This window comes from Streptomyces sp. NPDC001156 (assembly GCF_053598275.1).
On sequence record NZ_JBSFJX010000011.1, the window covers coordinates 1 to 15,830 of the forward strand.

The 15,830-nt window shown below is 71.3% G+C and carries 15 protein-coding genes; 11 read left to right on the top strand and 4 right to left on the bottom strand.

The window, feature by feature from the left end; genetic code table 11:
• Positions 1 to 142: 142 nt before the first annotated feature.
• Together mmpB and ACWDA7_RS08395 are read left to right on the top strand one after the other, a co-directional pair.
• The gene (mmpB, locus tag ACWDA7_RS08390) at positions 143 to 271 is read left to right on the top strand and encodes a morphogenic membrane protein MmpB (protein WP_359393688.1); all 129 of its coding nucleotides are present in this window, start codon (positions 143 to 145) and stop codon (positions 269 to 271) included.
• A 22-nt stretch (positions 272 to 293) separates the two neighbouring features.
• The gene (locus ACWDA7_RS08395) at positions 294 to 914 is read left to right on the top strand and encodes a Maf family nucleotide pyrophosphatase (RefSeq protein ID WP_432931819.1); all 621 of its coding nucleotides are present in this window, start codon (positions 294 to 296) and stop codon (positions 912 to 914) included.
• Between the two features lie 170 nt (positions 915 to 1,084).
• Here the strand turns inward: ACWDA7_RS08395 and ACWDA7_RS08400 are convergent, their stop codons facing one another.
• Complete coding sequence (locus ACWDA7_RS08400; protein ID WP_450603383.1) at positions 1,085 to 1,603, bottom strand: hypothetical protein; 519 nt, start codon at positions 1,601 to 1,603, stop codon at positions 1,085 to 1,087.
• Between the two features lie 364 nt (positions 1,604 to 1,967).
• On the opposite strand from ACWDA7_RS08400, the gene ACWDA7_RS08405 reads away from it, so the two are divergent.
• Positions 1,968 to 3,740 carry an acetyl/propionyl/methylcrotonyl-CoA carboxylase subunit alpha gene (locus tag ACWDA7_RS08405; RefSeq protein ID WP_450603384.1) on the top strand — a complete coding sequence of 591 codons (1,773 nt, stop codon included), beginning with the start codon at positions 1,968 to 1,970 and terminating at the stop codon, positions 3,738 to 3,740.
• A 138-nt stretch (positions 3,741 to 3,878) separates the two neighbouring features.
• On the top strand, positions 3,879 to 4,076 hold the full coding sequence (locus ACWDA7_RS08410) for a hypothetical protein (RefSeq protein WP_450603385.1): 198 nt from the start codon (positions 3,879 to 3,881) through the stop codon (positions 4,074 to 4,076).
• A gap of 89 nt (positions 4,077 to 4,165) precedes the next feature.
• Here the strand turns inward: ACWDA7_RS08410 and ACWDA7_RS08415 are convergent, their stop codons facing one another.
• Positions 4,166 to 5,134 (bottom strand): DeoR/GlpR family DNA-binding transcription regulator, encoded by a 969-nt coding sequence (locus ACWDA7_RS08415; protein WP_359393697.1) that lies wholly within the window; start codon positions 5,132 to 5,134, stop codon positions 4,166 to 4,168.
• Between the two features lie 203 nt (positions 5,135 to 5,337).
• Positions 5,338 to 6,786, bottom strand: coding sequence for an NAD(P)H-quinone dehydrogenase (locus tag ACWDA7_RS08420; RefSeq protein ID WP_450603386.1), 1,449 nt, complete (start codon positions 6,784 to 6,786; stop codon positions 5,338 to 5,340).
• Positions 6,787 to 6,882: 96 nt separating this feature from the next.
• On the opposite strand from ACWDA7_RS08420, the gene ACWDA7_RS08425 reads away from it, so the two are divergent.
• From ACWDA7_RS08425 to ACWDA7_RS08440, 4 genes are all read left to right on the top strand, one after another.
• Positions 6,883 to 7,320: a gamma-glutamylcyclotransferase gene (locus ACWDA7_RS08425; protein ID WP_450603387.1), complete on the top strand. Its 438-nt coding sequence runs from the start codon at positions 6,883 to 6,885 to the stop codon at positions 7,318 to 7,320.
• Between the two features lie 53 nt (positions 7,321 to 7,373).
• Positions 7,374 to 7,652 carry a type II toxin-antitoxin system RelE family toxin gene (locus ACWDA7_RS08430; protein ID WP_359393703.1) on the top strand — a complete coding sequence of 93 codons (279 nt, stop codon included), beginning with the start codon at positions 7,374 to 7,376 and terminating at the stop codon, positions 7,650 to 7,652.
• A gap of 169 nt (positions 7,653 to 7,821) precedes the next feature.
• The gene (locus ACWDA7_RS08435) at positions 7,822 to 8,646 is read left to right on the top strand and encodes a purine-nucleoside phosphorylase (protein ID WP_450603388.1); all 825 of its coding nucleotides are present in this window, start codon (positions 7,822 to 7,824) and stop codon (positions 8,644 to 8,646) included.
• Between the two features lie 297 nt (positions 8,647 to 8,943).
• Positions 8,944 to 10,575, top strand: a complete 1,632-nt coding sequence (locus ACWDA7_RS08440) for a phospho-sugar mutase (protein WP_450603389.1) — start codon at positions 8,944 to 8,946, stop codon at positions 10,573 to 10,575.
• Positions 10,576 to 11,628: 1,053 nt separating this feature from the next.
• Here ACWDA7_RS08440 and ACWDA7_RS08445 read toward each other — a convergent pair.
• The gene (locus ACWDA7_RS08445) at positions 11,629 to 12,303 is read right to left on the bottom strand and encodes a PH domain-containing protein (protein ID WP_450603390.1); all 675 of its coding nucleotides are present in this window, start codon (positions 12,301 to 12,303) and stop codon (positions 11,629 to 11,631) included.
• A gap of 147 nt (positions 12,304 to 12,450) precedes the next feature.
• Here ACWDA7_RS08445 and deoC point away from each other — a divergent pair, with 147 nt between their 5' ends.
• The 3 genes from deoC to ACWDA7_RS08460 are packed head-to-tail and all read left to right on the top strand — an operon-like array spanning position 12,451 to position 15,775.
• Complete coding sequence (gene deoC, locus ACWDA7_RS08450) at positions 12,451 to 13,440, top strand: deoxyribose-phosphate aldolase (protein WP_450603461.1); 990 nt, start codon at positions 12,451 to 12,453, stop codon at positions 13,438 to 13,440.
• A 6-nt stretch (positions 13,441 to 13,446) separates the two neighbouring features.
• Positions 13,447 to 14,877, top strand: coding sequence for an aldehyde dehydrogenase family protein (locus ACWDA7_RS08455; protein WP_432931802.1), 1,431 nt, complete (start codon positions 13,447 to 13,449; stop codon positions 14,875 to 14,877).
• Entirely contained in the window at positions 14,870 to 15,775 is a 906-nt protein-coding gene (locus tag ACWDA7_RS08460; protein WP_432931800.1) for an aldehyde dehydrogenase family protein, read from the top strand. Before ACWDA7_RS08455 ends, ACWDA7_RS08460 begins: the two co-directional genes overlap by 8 nt.
• Positions 15,776 to 15,830 lie beyond the last annotated feature (55 nt).

Below are 15,830 nucleotides of genomic sequence, written 5' to 3' on the forward strand. Positions count from 1 at the left end.
GCCCCGCCCGAGCCCGCCTGACAGTGCCCGGCCCCCCCCCCCCCCCCGGCACGGGAGCCCGGCCGGAGCCGGGTGACCCCGCGGCCGAGTTGAGTACCCGTACTCAGGCGCCGGAGCACGCCGTCGACGCACGATCGAAGGCATGCTCTGGTCCGACCCCGACAACGAGCCGCCGGAAGAACTGCGCGAGACGCAGGAGATGTTGCGGCGGCTGGGGGTCCTCATGGCGCTGGCGATGGTGATCGCGATGATCGTCATCGGCATCAGGTGAGGCGCGCCGATACGCTGAGCCCATGACCGATCAGCCGCGTCGCCGTCTCGTGCTCGCATCCCAGTCCCCCGCCCGGCTCGGATTGCTCCGGCAGGCCGGACTCGATCCCGAGGTCGTCGTGAGCGGGGTCGACGAGGACGCCGTCACCGCTCCCACGCCCGCCGAACTGGCGCTCGCGCTCGCCGAGGCCAAGGCCTCCGTGGTGGCGGCCAAGCCCGAGCTCAAGGGCGCGCTGGTGATCGGCTGCGACTCGGTACTCGACCTGGACGGCGAGGCCCTCGGCAAGCCCGCGGACGAGGAGGAGGCGACGGCACGCTGGAAGTCGATGCGCGGCCGGGCGGGCACGCTCCAGACGGGACACTGCGTCTACGACACTCTCAGCGGCCGGTACGCGTCCGCCACCGCGTCCACGGTGGTCCGCTTCGGTGAGCCCACGGACGAGGAGATCGCCGCATACGTGGCCTCAGGCGAACCCCTGTACGTCGCCGGGGCGTTCACCCTCGACGGCCGCTCGGCACCCTTCATCGACGGCATCGACGGCGACCACGGCAACGTGATCGGCATCTCGCTGCCTCTGGTGCGCCGACTGCTGGCCGAACTGGGCGTCGGCATCACCGACTTGTGGGCCCCGCAGGCGAAGTGAACGCCGGCCGGGCGGCCGGCGCGAGCGGGACGCCGGAAGTGACGGGCGCGCGGCGCGCTCCTCGACCGCTCGGTGAGGGCCTGAGCGAGGGGTGCCCAGAGGGTCCTGAGTGCCCCATGAGGGCCCTGTGAGCAGCGGGAACCGGGATTCCTGGGTGGCAGTGGAGACGTTCAGGGAGTGACCGGTGCCGGGCCGCCGTTCTCGGGGGTCTCGGGCCCGGTCTGTTCCACGGCCCTCTGCACCGTTCCCTGGTCCTCCCCCGGTCCGCCGTCCGCGGGCGGCGCGTCGGCCGGGCCCTGCGGGAGGTCGTACGTCATCAGGGTGAGCAGTATCAGTCCGAGCACCACCATCATGAACGCGAACGCTCCCCAGCCCACCAGGCCGACGGTGAAGGCGCCGAGCAGAGCGTGCACCACGGCCGCGCTGATCAGGAGGATGCGCCAGATGCCGGACGGGGGCCGGCCGCGCAGCGCGACCAGCAGGGCGGCGAACGCGCACAGCGCGAAGTAGAGCCCGAAGACGACTCCGCCCGCCTTCGACGACCTCGACATCATGTCCGGGTCGAGCCCGGCCAGGGACATCTGCTGCCGGTCCACGACCGTGCCGAGGATCCAGTTCAGCAACGTGATGCCGATCGCCTCCACAAAAAGGAGGACCACCACGAGCCAAGCCACCGGTCTGCGGACCACCCGCCCCCACCCACCTTCGTACGCGCTTGCCTGTTACTGCCAGTACGTTCGAGCCATCGTGAACGCTACTAACGGGTAAACGACGGGACAAGAGGTTTGGCAGGGGCAAAGATTCATTGGGCCATTAGTAGGGACTCCACAAAGAAACACGACCCGTAGCAGGACTACTTCATAGAGACCTTGACCACATCGGAAGGCTAGGGTTTTCCGGTGGATTCCCCTGTGCGGCGGTGCGACAAGGGGTTTCGCGGATCGAGTGAGCCTGGTTTCACGCTCCGTGTGGGCAAGCTCACCACTGGGAACGGGTCGAAACGTCGTGTCGGCAGTCCCTAAACTCGGCTTGTTTCAAGGAGAGGGAGCCATCGTGCGCAAGGTGTTGATCGCCAACCGTGGCGAAATCGCTGTCCGTGTCGCCCGGGCCTGCCGTGACGCCGGGATCGCGAGCGTGGCCGTGTACGCGGACCCGGACCGGGATGCCCTGCACGTCCGTGCGGCCGACGAGGCGTTCGCCCTGGGCGGTGACACCCCCGCCACCAGCTACCTGGACATCGACAAGGTCCTCCAGGCCGCCAAGGACTCGGGCGCGGACGCCGTCCACCCCGGTTACGGCTTCCTCTCCGAGAACGCCCACTTCGCCCAGGCCGTCCTGGACGCCGGGCTGATCTGGATCGGCCCGCCGCCGCACGCCATCCGCGACCTCGGTGACAAGGTCGCCGCCCGGCACATCGCGCAGCGCGCCGGTGCCCCGCTCGTTGCCGGTACGCCCGACCCGGTCTCGGGTGCCGACGAGGTCGTCGCCTTTGCCGAGGAGCACGGCCTGCCGATCGCCATCAAGGCCGCCTTCGGCGGTGGCGGACGCGGCCTGAAGGTCGCCCGCACCCTGGAAGAGGTCCCCGAGCTGTACGAGTCCGCGGTGCGCGAGGCCGTCGCCGCGTTCGGCCGCGGCGAGTGCTTCGTCGAGCGCTACCTGGACAAGCCCCGGCACGTGGAGACCCAGTGCCTGGCCGACCAGCACGGCAACGTGGTCGTCGTCTCCACCCGTGACTGCTCCCTCCAGCGCCGCCACCAGAAGCTGGTCGAGGAGGCCCCGGCCCCGTTCCTGAACGAGGACCAGGTCGCGCAGCTGTACTCCTCCTCGAAGGCCATCCTCAAGGAGGCCGGCTACGTGGGCGCGGGCACGGTGGAGTTCCTGGTCGGCAACGACGGCACGATCTCCTTCCTCGAGGTCAACACCCGTCTTCAGGTCGAGCACCCGGTCACCGAGGAGGTCGCCGGCATCGACCTGGTCCGCGAGATGTTCCGGATCGCCGACGGCGAGGAACTGGGCTACGACGACCCCGAACTGCGCGGCCACTCCTTCGAGTTCCGTATCAACGGCGAGGACCCGGGCCGCAACTTCCTCCCGGCCCCCGGCACCGTGACGACGTTCGCGCCGCCGTCCGGCCCGGGCGTGCGTCTGGACGCGGGCGTGGAGTCCGGTTCGGTCATCGGCCCGGCCTGGGACTCGCTGCTGGCCAAGCTGATCGTGACGGGCCGCACCCGCAAGGAGGCCCTGGAGCGGGCTTCTCGCGCCCTGGAGGAGTTCCAGGTCGAGGGGATGGCCACGGCGATCCCGTTCCACCGCGCGGTGGTCAAGGACCCGGCGTTCGCGCCCGAACTGACCGGCTCCACCGACCCGTTCACGGTGCACACCCGGTGGATCGAGACCGAGTTCGTCAACGAGATCAAGCCGTTCGCGGCGCCCGCCGATGCGGAGGCCGACGAGGAGACGGGCCGCGAGACGGTCGTGGTCGAGGTCGGCGGCAAGCGCCTGGAGGTCTCCCTGCCCGCGTCGCTGGGCATGTCGCTGGCCCGTACGGGACTTGCGGCCGGAGCCAAGCCGAAGCGGCGCGCGGCCAAGAAGTCCGGGCCGGTGGCCTCGGGCGACACCCTCGCCTCCCCGATGCAGGGCACCATCGTGAAGGTCGCCGTCGAGGAGGGCCAGGAGGTCAAGGAGGGCGACCTGGTCGTCGTCCTGGAGGCCATGAAGATGGAGCAGCCGCTGAACGCGCACAAGGCCGGCACCATCAAGGGCCTGAGCGCGGAGGTCGGCGCGTCCATCACCTCCGGCGCCGCGATCTGCGAGATCAAGGACTGACACGCCTGCACGCCCGAGCGCCCCAGGACCGGACGACCGGCCCGGGGCGCTTCGGTCTTTCCGGAGCCGGCCGGTCCTGCCGGTCCCGGGCGCCACGTTCGGCGCGACGGGCACGGTGACGACCGACTCGGACCCGGGGTGGTTCGGCACGACACCGAGCACCCCGCACACGCCGACGTGAACAGGCGGCGCGCCTGCGCGCCGAACGTCGACAGCACGGTGAGCAACGGGCTCGCGTCCCCGGAGTACACCGAGCGCGGCCGCAGCGGCCTCGACAGGACCGCGACGGGCCCGGCGCTCGGCCCCGTGGGCACCGGCGCCGCGATCGGCCCATGACCGTGTCACGTTCGCTTCGCGTGCGGCGCAGCCCGGACGTGTGACCGGCGTGCATCAGCGTGCGCGGCGACCCGGGGGCCGCCGCGTCGTCACCGGCGGCGCAGGTCCGCGACGCGTGCGCGGTCTCCGTTGGGCGGTTCCCCGAGGACCGTCGTCGCGCTGCGCAACTGCGGTGCGCCGGCGGTCACCTGGCTGCGGCGCGGGCCGGGCAGCGGCACCTCCCGGCGCGGCTGACGCCCTGCCGGGACCGGATCGCCGCCGGCCGAACCGCCGCTCGACGCCCCGGCGACCGCGATCTGCACACCCTGGTCGGCCAGGGCCTGCAACTCGGTGGCCGCACGGTCGTCGTGCGGAGGGGGCTCGTCCGTCACCAGCCGGGTGATCAGGTCCGTCGGCACGGTCTGGAACATCGTGTCCGTGCCGAGCTTGGTGTGGTCGGCGAGGACGACGACCTCCGCGGCCGCCTGCACCAGCGCCCGGTCGACGGACGCCGACAGCATGTTCGACGTGGACAGTCCGCGCTCGGCGGTGAGCCCGCTCCCGGACAGGAAGGCACGGGAGACCCTGAGTCCCTGGAGGGACTGTTCGGCGCCGCTGCCGACGAGGGCGTAGTTGGAGCCGCGCAGAGTGCCACCGGTCATCACGACCTCGACACGATTGGCGTGGGCCAACGCCTGGGCCACCAGCAGCGAGTTGGTGACGACGGTCAGACCCGGCACCCGTGCGAGCCGACGCGCCAGCTCCTGCGTCGTGGTCCCCGCCCCGACCACGATGGCTTCGCCCTCTTCGACGAGGCCCGCGGCGAGATCGGCGATGGCGGTCTTCTCTGCGGTCGCGAGATGTGATTTCTGCGGAAAGCCGGACTCCCGCGTGAACCCGCCCGGCAATACCGCACCGCCGTGCCGGCGGTCGAGGAGTCCTTCGGCCTCAAGCGCGCGCACGTCCCGCCGTACGGTCACTTCGGAGGTCTGGACGACGCGGGCGAGCTCACGGAGCGACACGGCCCCGTTCGCTCGCACCATTTCGAGGATCAATTGACGACGTTCTGCAGCGAACACGAAACTGACAGTAACCCCAACGACCGTCTGCTTTCAGCAGTTTGCGCCGAATAACAGAAGTTGTTCGCACAGTGGTGCCGGAGGTGGTATACGCGCCTACGCCCGCCGACTATGCCGCACGCACCGTCGGCCACTCCCCGTGATTGGCCCCGTGACCGGTCACATGCACATACGTGAGACCGGTGACCGCCCGTCGGGGGGCGTCAGAGCTCGATGCCCGCCTTCCGGGTGTGCAACTGGCGTGCCACCTCTGCGATCGAGCCCGAAAGCGACGGGTACACGGTGAAGGCCTTCGCGATCTGTTCCACCGTCAGATTGTTGTCGACCGCGATCGAGACGGGATGGATCAGCTCGGAAGCGCGCGGAGCGACCACCACACCGCCGACCACGATCTCGGTGCCGGGACGGCAGAAGATCTTGACGAAGCCGTCGCGGATGCCCTGCATCTTGGCCCGCGGGTTGCGCAGCAGGGGCAGCTTGACGACCCGGGCGTCGATCTTGCCCGCGTCGACGTCGGCCTGGGTGTAGCCGACGGTGGCGATCTCCGGGTCCGTGAACACGTTCGAGGAGACCGTCTTGAGGTTGAGCGGGGTCACCGCGTCGCCGAGGAAGTGGTACATGGCGATGCGCCCCTGCATGGCGGCGACGGAGGCCAGCGCGAAGACACCCGTCACGTCACCGGCCGCGTAGACGCCCGGAGCGGTCGTGCGGGAGACCTTGTCGGTCCAGATGTGCCCGGACTCGCGGAGCTTGACCCCGGCCTCCTCCAGACCGATCCCGCTGGTGTTGGGGATGGCGCCGACGGCCATGAGGCAGTGCGACCCGGTGATCACGCGCCCGTCGGCCAGAGTGACCTCGACCCGGTCCCCGACACGCTTGGCGGACTGCGCGCGCGAGCGGGCCATGACGTTCATTCCGCGCCGGCGGAAGACGTCCTCGAGGACGGCCGCGGCGTCCGGGTCCTCGCCCGGCAGCACCCGGTCGCGCGAGGAGACGAGAGTGACCTTGGAGCCGAGCGCCTGATAGGCGCCGGCGAACTCGGCGCCGGTGACACCCGAGCCGACCACGATGAGCTCCTCGGGCAGCTCGTCGAGGTCGTAGACCTGGGTCCAGTTGAGGATCCGCTCGCCGTCGGGCTGGGCGTCGGGCAGCTCGCGCGGGTGGCCGCCGGTGGCGATGAGCACGGCGTCGGCGGTGAGGGTCTCCTCGCTGCCGTCGGCGGTGCGCACGACGACCTTGCGGGACCCGTCCAGGCCCTGCATGCCCTCGAGCCGGCCCCGTCCGCGCATGACCCGGGCACCGGCCCGCGTCACGGACGCGGTGATGTCGTGGGACTGGGCGAGCGCGAGCCGCTTCACCCGGCGGTTCACCTTCCCCAGATCGACCCCGACCACCCGGGCGGCCTGCTGGAGGGGAGGGGTGTCGTCGGCGACGATGATGCCGAGCTCTTCGTACGACGAATCGAAGGTGGTCATCACCTCGGCCGTCGCGATGAGCGTCTTCGACGGCACGCAGTCGGTGAGCACCGACGCCCCGCCCAGACCGTCGCAGTCGACGACGGTCACCTCCGCGCCGAGCTGCGCGGCCGCCAGCGCCGCTTCGTATCCGCCGGGTCCGCCACCGATGATCACGATCCGAGTCACGTACTCCATTGTCCCGCACGCCGCGTCCGGCTCCGCCCCGGGGGCCGGGCGGCGGGACATCTGTTGCAGAAGAGGCGGAGAGAGAGCTGTCGTACCCTCGACAGCATGTCGCTCTATGCCGCGTACGCCGGCAACCTCGACGCGCGGCTGATGACCCGCCGCGCACCGCACTCGCCGCTGCGCGCGACGGGCTGGCTCAACGGCTGGCGGCTGACCTTCGGGGGCGAGCACATGGGCTGGGAGGGCGCCCTCGCGACGATCGTCGAGGACCCGTTGTCGCAGGTCTTCGTCGCGCTGTACGACATCGCCCCGATGGACGAGGAGTCCATGGACCGCTGGGAGAGCGTGGGGCTCGAGGTCTACCGCCGGCTGCGCGTCCGCGTCCACACCCTGGACGGCGAGGAGTCGGCCTGGACCTATGTCCTGAACGGCTACGAGGGCGGACTGCCCTCGGCCCGCTACCTGGGCGAGATCGCGGACGCCGCGGAGTCGGCCGGGGCGCCGCACGATTATGTGATGGAGCTGCGCAAGAGGCCCTGCTGACCCGTACGGCGCCTACCATTGGGCTGAACGACGCACGAACGGGAGAGCGCGTCATGGGCCCCATCGCCACCTACGACGTCTATTACACCGAGCAGGCCGCCGCGGCTCGCGACCGGCTCGACGACCCGCAGCGCGCCGCGTTCGACAAGGGCATCTCCCTGCTGGCCCGGGACCCCTTCCTCCCGGTGTCCCGCCCCATAAGCTCCACCGGGGACGACCGCACGATCCGGCTCACCCAGAACATCCTGGTGGAGTACACGGTGAGCCGGGGCCGGCTGCTGATCTTCATCGTCGAGGTGTTCAACGACAAGGACGTCCTCATCGCGGAATAGTGCGGATCCAGCCGATTCCACGGATCCCCGCCGACGCCTCGCCGGGCCTCTGACGCACCACACCTTCGGCTCTCTTCGCCTTGCTTCGTCGGAAACGACAAGACAACGATCGCATTCCCGTGACCCCGTCATCTACGCGCGTAGGCCTGGACCGGCTACCCTCATGCGCGTGAACGCATCTCTTCTTCCGGACGACATCCCGGGCGACCCCTACGCCGCCGCCGACGCCGCCGCCGCACGGCTGCGTGAGCTGACGGGTGCCGAGACCCATGACGTCGCCCTTGTGATGGGCTCCGGCTGGGCTCCGGCCGTCGACGCCCTCGGCCAGGCAGACGCAGAGTTCCACGTCACCGAGCTGCCCGGCTTCCCGCCGCCGGCCGTCGAGGGTCACGGCGGCAAGATCCGCTCGTACCGGATCGGCGAAAAGCGGGCCCTGGTGTTCCTGGGCCGGACGCACTACTACGAGGGCCGCGGGGTCGCCGCCGTCGCGCACGGCGTCCGCACGGCCGTCGCCGCAGGCGCCAAGACCATCGTGCTCACCAACGGGTGCGGCGGCCTGCGCGACACCATGCGTCCCGGGCAGCCGGTCCTCATCAGCGACCACATCAACCTGACGGCGACCTCCCCGATCGTCGGCGCCAACTTCGTCGATCTGACCGACCTGTACTCCCCGCGCCTGCGCACGCTGTGCAAGGAGGTCGACCCCTCGCTCGAGGAGGGCGTCTACGCGCAGTTCACCGGTCCGCACTACGAGACCCCGGCGGAGATCCGCATGGCCCGCGTCATCGGCGCGGACCTGGTGGGCATGTCCACGGTTCTCGAGGCGATCGCCGCGCGTGAGGCCGGTGCCGAGGTCCTCGGTATCTCCCTGGTGACGAATCTGGCCGCCGGCATGACGGGCGAGCCGCTGAACCACGAGGAGGTCCTCCAGGCGGGCCGGGACAGCGCCGCTCGCATGGGGACGCTGCTGGCCCAGGTCCTGAATCGGCTGTAGGACGCTGCCTGCCCGGGCGGATGCCGGCCGGGCGTCCCCGGTCTCCGGAAGAACGGGGTGCGCCCGGCCCCGGGCCGAGAGCACCGGGCCGGCCGCCGAACCGGTGCCGTCCGCGCCGACCGGTGCTGGACTGGACGGGGAGAACCGGTGTCGCCCACTGTGTCCGCATACGGCCGCAGAGCATCATCCTCCGCATGGGACGGCTTCACCCGACCGAGGACGGATGCTTCCCGGTCCGCCCCCGGCACGGCCGAGGCCCGGCTCCCGCACGACCACACAACGAGAGGTTGACCCGACGTGCACGACGAACTCATCGCACGGGCCAAGGCGTGGCTGGCCGAGGACCCCGACGCGGAAACCCGTGAGGAACTCGCCAAGCTCATCGACGCCGAGGACCACATCGAGCTCGCGGCACGCTTCGGCGGCACCCTCCAGTTCGGCACCGCGGGTCTGCGCGGAGAACTCGGCGCGGGCCCGATGCGCATGAACCGTGTCGTGGTCATCCGCGCCGCTGCCGGCCTCGCCGCCTACCTCAAGTCCACGGGGCAGTCCGGCGGCCTGGTCGTCATCGGCTACGACGCCCGCCACAAGTCCGCCGACTTCGCCCGGGACACCGCGGCCGTCATGACGGGTGCGGGCCTGCGCGCGGCCCTGCTCCCCCGCCCGCTGCCCACGCCGGTGCTCGCGTTCGCCATCCGGCACCTCGGCGCGGTCGCCGGTGTGGAGGTCACCGCCAGCCACAACCCGCCCCGGGACAACGGCTACAAGGTCTACCTCGGCGACGGCTCCCAGATCGTGCCGCCCGCCGACGCCGGGATCGCGGCGGAGATCGAGGCGATCGCCACCATCGGCTCGGTCCCCCGCGCGGAGCGCGGCTGGGACACGCTCGACGACGGCGTCCTGGAGGCCTACCTCGCCCGGACGGACGACGTCCTCGGCCCGGACTCCCCCCGGACCGCCCGCACCGTCTACACGGCGATGCACGGCGTCGGCAAGGACGTGCTCCTCGCCGCCTTCGCCCGGGCCGGCTTCCCGGCGCCGGCCCTCGTCGCCGAACAGGCCGAACCCGACCCGGACTTCCCGACCGTGGCCTTCCCCAACCCGGAAGAGCCCGGCGCCATGGACCTCTCCTTCGCCAAGGCCCGCGAGACGGATCCCGACCTCGTCATCGCCAACGACCCCGACGCCGACCGCTGCGCCGTGGCCGTCAAGGACGGCGGGAACTGGCGGATGCTGCGCGGCGACGAGGTGGGCGCCCTGCTCGCCGCACATCTGGTCCGCCGCGGGGTCACCGGCACCTTCGCCGAGTCCATCGTCTCCTCCTCCCTCCTCGGCCGTATCGCCGAGAAGGCGGGCCTGCCGTACGAGGAGACCCTCACCGGCTTCAAGTGGATCGCCCGCGTCGAGGGGCTGCGCTACGGCTACGAGGAGGCGCTCGGTTACTGCGTCGACCCCGACGGAGTGCGCGACAAGGACGGCATCACGGCCGCACTCCTGATCACCGAACTGGCGTCCACGCTGAAGGAGCAGGGCCGCACCCTCCTCGACCTGCTCGACGACCTCGCCGTCGAGCACGGCCTGCACGCCACGGACCAGCTCTCGGTCCGCGTCGAGGACCTGTCGGTCATCGCGGACGCCATGCGGCGCCTGCGTGAGCAGCCCCCCGCGCGGCTCGGCGGGCTGACGGTGACGACGGCCGAGGACCTGACGCAGGGGACGCGGACGCTCCCGCCGACCGACGGGCTGCGATACACCCTCGAGGGTGCGCGGGTCGTCGTCCGGCCGAGCGGCACCGAGCCCAAGCTCAAGTGCTACCTGGAGGTCGTCGTGCCGGTCGGCTCCCGGGAGGGGCTCGACGCCGCGCGGGCCGAGGCCGCGGAACTGCTCGCCGCCGTGAAACGGGATCTTGCGGCTGCCGCAGGTATCTGAACGCCGGTCGGGGCTTCGGTCCCGGCACCGACCACATCAAGACCACGGAACGGCCGGACCCGGGTCGCCCTGCGGGGCGGTCCCGGGTCCGGCCGTTCCGGCTTGTCCTGCGCCGCTCAGCCGGCCGGCGTGACGGGGGTCGCGGCGGTGTCCCCGGCGGCCGGGCATTCGGTGTCTGACGGGGTGGGTTCAGGGCTGTCGGTGGAGGCGGGGGCGTCGTGGCACCGGGGCACGACGGGGCGTCGGTCGACGGCTCGGGGGCCGGAGGAGTCTGGGACGCGGGGGGTTCGGTACCGCCATCCGTGGGGGTGACGGCCGGGGTTTCGGTGGGGGTCTCGGTGGGAGTCGGCTCGTGGGTCGGCTCCGGGGTCGGGGTGGGGCTCGCGCTCACGGTCGCCGAGGGGGACGCAGAGGGGGACGCCGACCGGGTGGGCCTGACCGGCGGCGGCGTGGCACCACCGGGGTGGGGGGCATCGCCGCCGCGATCCGGTGCCGCACCCGGGCGCCGGATCTCGCCCACGGGCCGCGTGGCCGGGGTGTCGCTGCCCGCCCCGGGGCTGCGCGGGACGACCCCCTTGCCGTCCGGGACGGTGTGCACTCCGCGGAGGTAGTACTCCATCCAGCCGAGGACGAGGTTGAGGTAGTCGCGCGAGTAGTTGTAGCTGAGGATCGCCCGCTCCAGGCCGGCCGCGGTGCCGAGGTCGCGCTCGCCGGCGCACAGGTAGTGGCCTGCGGCCAGGGCGGCATCGTAAATGTTGTTCGGGTTCGCGACGCCGTCGCCGTTGCCGTCGGCGCCCCAGTGCTTCCAGGTGGAGGGCAGGAACTGCGCGGGTCGGACAACGTTGCCATATGGGACGGAAGCGCTCCCACGGGGCACGCGGCCCCACAGCGGTCAGCCCGGGGACCGGGCGCCGGGCTCTGTCGGCGCATGGGCGATGCGGGGCGGCGGAAGCCACGGGCGCGCGCGATCACAAAGCGGCCGGGCAGAGGCCGGACCTCCGCCCGGCACTCGGACAAGGCCGACAGCCCCGCCGCGCAGCGCCTCCGGCAGGATCAGCCCATCGCCAGCAGGATCGCCAGCAGGATCGCGCCTGCCACCGCCGGGCCCAGCACCTCGTACGCCCAGCGGACACTCGGCTCACCCTGGGCCCGCTCGGACGCCCCATGGGTGTCGGCCAGTTCACGCAGGTCGTCCATGGTCCGGTCGGCCTGGGCGCGGAACACCTCGGTGGGGGCGGCGGAGCCACCGCGCGCACCCCTCGCCGGACCGGCCGGCGCAGTGCCCTGGCGGTCCCCGGCGGACTGCCGCGCCGTCTGCCGCGCCGCCTTCTTGCGCGCACGCAGCGAGACGGGAAGCGCCCACAGCTGGTACTTGTCGCCAGACGTGGCGACGACCTCGTTCGAGTAGCCGGAGCGCAGCGAGCCGACCGAGCCCCAGGGCAGCACGATCACCCGGAACGGGTTGCGGATGCGCAGCCGCTCGTTGTTCGCGAACACGGCCGGGCGCAGAGTGAAGGCGGTGACCATCGGGATGACGAGGAGCAGTGCGGCGAGCGCCAGCCAGGGCGTACGGCCGTGCCCGGAGACCAGCGCGTCGATGCCGAGCCACAGCACGATGGCGAGCAGCAGCACGCCGGCCGCGATACCGGCGGGCGACCGGTGGACCCGGTCCGGGGACTCGGGTGCCGAGGGGTCCGGCGTGGGGGGCTGGTGATCCGGGGTCGTCATGAGACCGATTCTGCACGACGGGCGCCTCCGGCTCCGTAGCCGGTCCTCCGCCGTGGTCCGTGTGGTACGCCACGGCCCTCGGACCACATCGGGAGTGTTCGGGGGCTGTACAGCCGCTACGCGCGTAGATATGCTCGGCTGGTGACCATGCCCACCTCTGCACCCAAGCTCTCGACTCCGCGCGAGCAGGCTGGTACCCCCACCGCTCTCGCGGACGTCACCGCGTCCGACAGTACGCTGCGCCGCTTCCTCCACGGACTGCCCGGCGTCGACGCGGTCGGCCTGGAGGCGCGCGCCGCCTCGCTCGGCACCCGCTCCATCAAGACCACCGCGAAGGCGTACGCCATCGACCTCGCCATCTCGATGGTCGACCTGACGACGCTGGAAGGCGCGGACACCCCGGGTAAGGTCCGGGCGCTCGGCGCCAAGGCGGTCCACCCCGACCCGACGGACCGGACGACCCCCACGACGGCGGCAGTCTGCGTCTACCCCGACATGGTGGCCGTCGCCAAGGAGGCCGTCGCCGGCTCCGGCGTGAAGGTCGCCTCCGTCGCCACCGCCTTCCCCGCGGGCCGCGTCGCGCTCGAGGTGAAGCTCGCCGACGTGCGCGAGGCCGTGGCCGCGGGCGCGGACGAGATCGACATGGTCATCGACCGCGGCGCGTTCCTCGCCGGCCGGTACATGAAGGTGTACGACGAGATCGTCGCCGTGAAGGAGGCCTGCGGGACGTCCGCCCGGCTGAAGGTCATCTTCGAGACCGGCGAGCTGTCGACGTACGACAACATCCGGCGGGCGAGCTGGCTCGGCATGCTGGCCGGGGCCGACTTCATCAAGACGTCGACGGGCAAGGTGGCGGTGAACGCCACCCCCGCGAACACCCTCCTCATGCTGGAGGCCGTGCGCGACTTCCGTGCGCAGACCGGCGTCCAGGTCGGTGTGAAGCCGGCCGGCGGCATCCGCACCTCGAAGGACGCCGTCAAGTTCCTGGTCCTGGTCAACGAGACCGCCGGCGAGGACTGGCTGGACAACCACTGGTTCCGCTTCGGCGCCTCCTCGCTCCTGAATGATCTGCTGATGCAGCGCCAGAAGCTGGCCACCGGCCGCTACTCCGGTCCCGACTACGTGACGGTGGACTGATCCCCCATGGCTTTCGAATACGCACCCGCACCCGAGTCCCGCGCGATCGTCGACATCGCGCCCTCGTACGGCCTGTTCATCGACGGCGAGTTCGCGGAAGCGGCCGACGGCAAGGTCTTCAAGACGGTCAGCCCGTCCACCGAGGAGGTCCTCTCCGAGGTCGCCCAGGCCGGCGAGGCGGACGTGGACCGCGCCGTGAAGGCCGCCCGCAGGGCGTTCGAGAAGTGGTCGGCGCTGCCCGGCGCCGAGCGCGCCAAGTACCTGTTCCGCATCGCCCGCATCATCCAGGAGCGCAGCCGTGAGCTGGCGGTCCTGGAGACGCTGGACAACGGCAAGCCGATCAAGGAGACGCGCGACGCCGACCTCCCCCTGGTCGCCGCGCACTTCTTCTACTACGCCGGCTGGGCCGACAAGCTCGGCCACGCGGGCTTCGGCTCCGACCCGAAGCCGCTGGGCGTCGCGGGTCAGGTCATCCCGTGGAACTTCCCGCTGCTGATGCTGGCGTGGAAGATCGCCCCGGCGCTCGCGACCGGCAACACGGTCGTCCTGAAGCCCGCGGAGACCACTCCTCTGTCGGCGCTGTTCTTCGCGGACGTCTGCCGCCAGGCGGGGCTGCCCAAGGGCGTCGTCAACATCCTGCCGGGATACGGCGACGCGGGCGCCGCGCTGGTCGCGCACCCGGACGTGAACAAGGTCGCCTTCACCGGCTCCACGGCGGTCGGCAAGGAGATCGCGCGCACGGTCGCGGGCACGAAGAAGAAGCTCACCCTCGAACTCGGCGGCAAGGGCGCCAACATCGTCTTCGACGACGCGCCCCTGGACCAGGCCGTCGAGGGCATCGTGAACGGCATCTTCTTCAACCAGGGCCAGGTCTGCTGCGCGGGCTCCCGCCTCCTGGTGCAGGAGTCGATCCAGGACGAGCTGCTGGAGTCCCTGAAGCGAAGGCTCTCGACCCTCCGTCTCGGCGACCCGCTCGACAAGAACACCGACATCGGCGCGATCAACTCCGCCGAGCAGCTGGCCCGGATCACCGCGCTCGCCGAGCAGGGCGAGGCGGAGGGCGCCGAGCGCTGGTCCCCCGCCTGCGAACTCCCCGCGTCCGGCTACTGGTTCGCCCCGACGCTGTTCACCAACGTCACCCAGGCGCACACCGTCGCCCGCGACGAGATCTTCGGCCCTGTGCTGTCCGTCCTGACCTTCCGTACGCCCGACGAGGCGGTCGCCAAGGCGAACAACACCCCGTACGGGCTGTCCGCCGGCATCTGGACGGAGAAGGGTTCCCGGATCCTGGCCGTCGCGAACAAGCTGCGCGCCGGTGTCGTCTGGTCCAACACGTTCAACAAGTTCGACCCGACCTCGCCGTTCGGCGGCTACAAGGAGTCGGGCTTCGGCCGCGAGGGCGGCCGCCACGGCCTGGAGGCGTACCTCGATGTCTGAGAAGTCCGAGAAGACCGAGCAGCGGCTCGGCGTCTTCAAGACCTACAAGCTGTACATCGGCGGGAAGTTCCCGCGTTCCGAGAGCGGCCGGGTGTACGAGGTGACCGACTCCAAGAGCAGCTGGCTGGCCAACGCCCCGCTTTCCTCCCGCAAGGACGCCCGTGACGCGGTCGTGGCCGCGCGCAAGGCGTTCGGCGCCTGGTCGGGTGCGACCGCGTACAACCGCGGCCAGATCCTCTACCGGATCGCCGAGATGCTGGAGGGCCGCCGCGAGCAGTTCGTGCGCGAGGTGGCCGACGCGGAGGGCCTGTCGAAGTCCAAGGCGGCCGCCGTCGTCGACGCGGCGATCGACCGCTGGGTCTGGTACGCGGGCTGGACCGACAAGATCGCGCAGGTGGTCGGCGGCGGGAACCCGGTGGCGGGCCCGTTCTTCAACCTCTCATCCCCGGAGCCGACCGGTGTGGTCGCGGTCCTCGCCCCCCAGGAGTCGTCCTTCCTGGGCCTCGTCTCGGTGGTCGCCCCGGTGATCGCGACCGGCAACACGGCGGTCGTCGTAGCGAGCGAGAAGTCCCCGCTCCCGGCGCTCTCCCTCGGCGAGGTCCTGGCCACGTCCGATCTGCCGGGCGGGGTCGTCAACGTCCTCTCCGGCCGCACGGCGGAGATCGCGGCCCCGCTGGCCGCGCACCAGGACGTCAACGCGATCGACCTGGCCGGCGCCGACGACGTCCTGGCGAAGGAACTGGAGATCGCGGCGGCGGACAACCTCAAGCGGGTTCTTCGTCCACAGCCTGTGGATTACGCGGCGACTCCGGGGACCGACCGCATGACGGCCTTCCTGGAGACCAAGACCGTCTGGCACCCGACCGGTGCGCTGGGCGCGTCCGGCTCGTCCTACTGACACACCCGGAAGCGGCAGAGCCGCGCTTCCCCGCCGTCCAGGGGAAGCGCGGCTC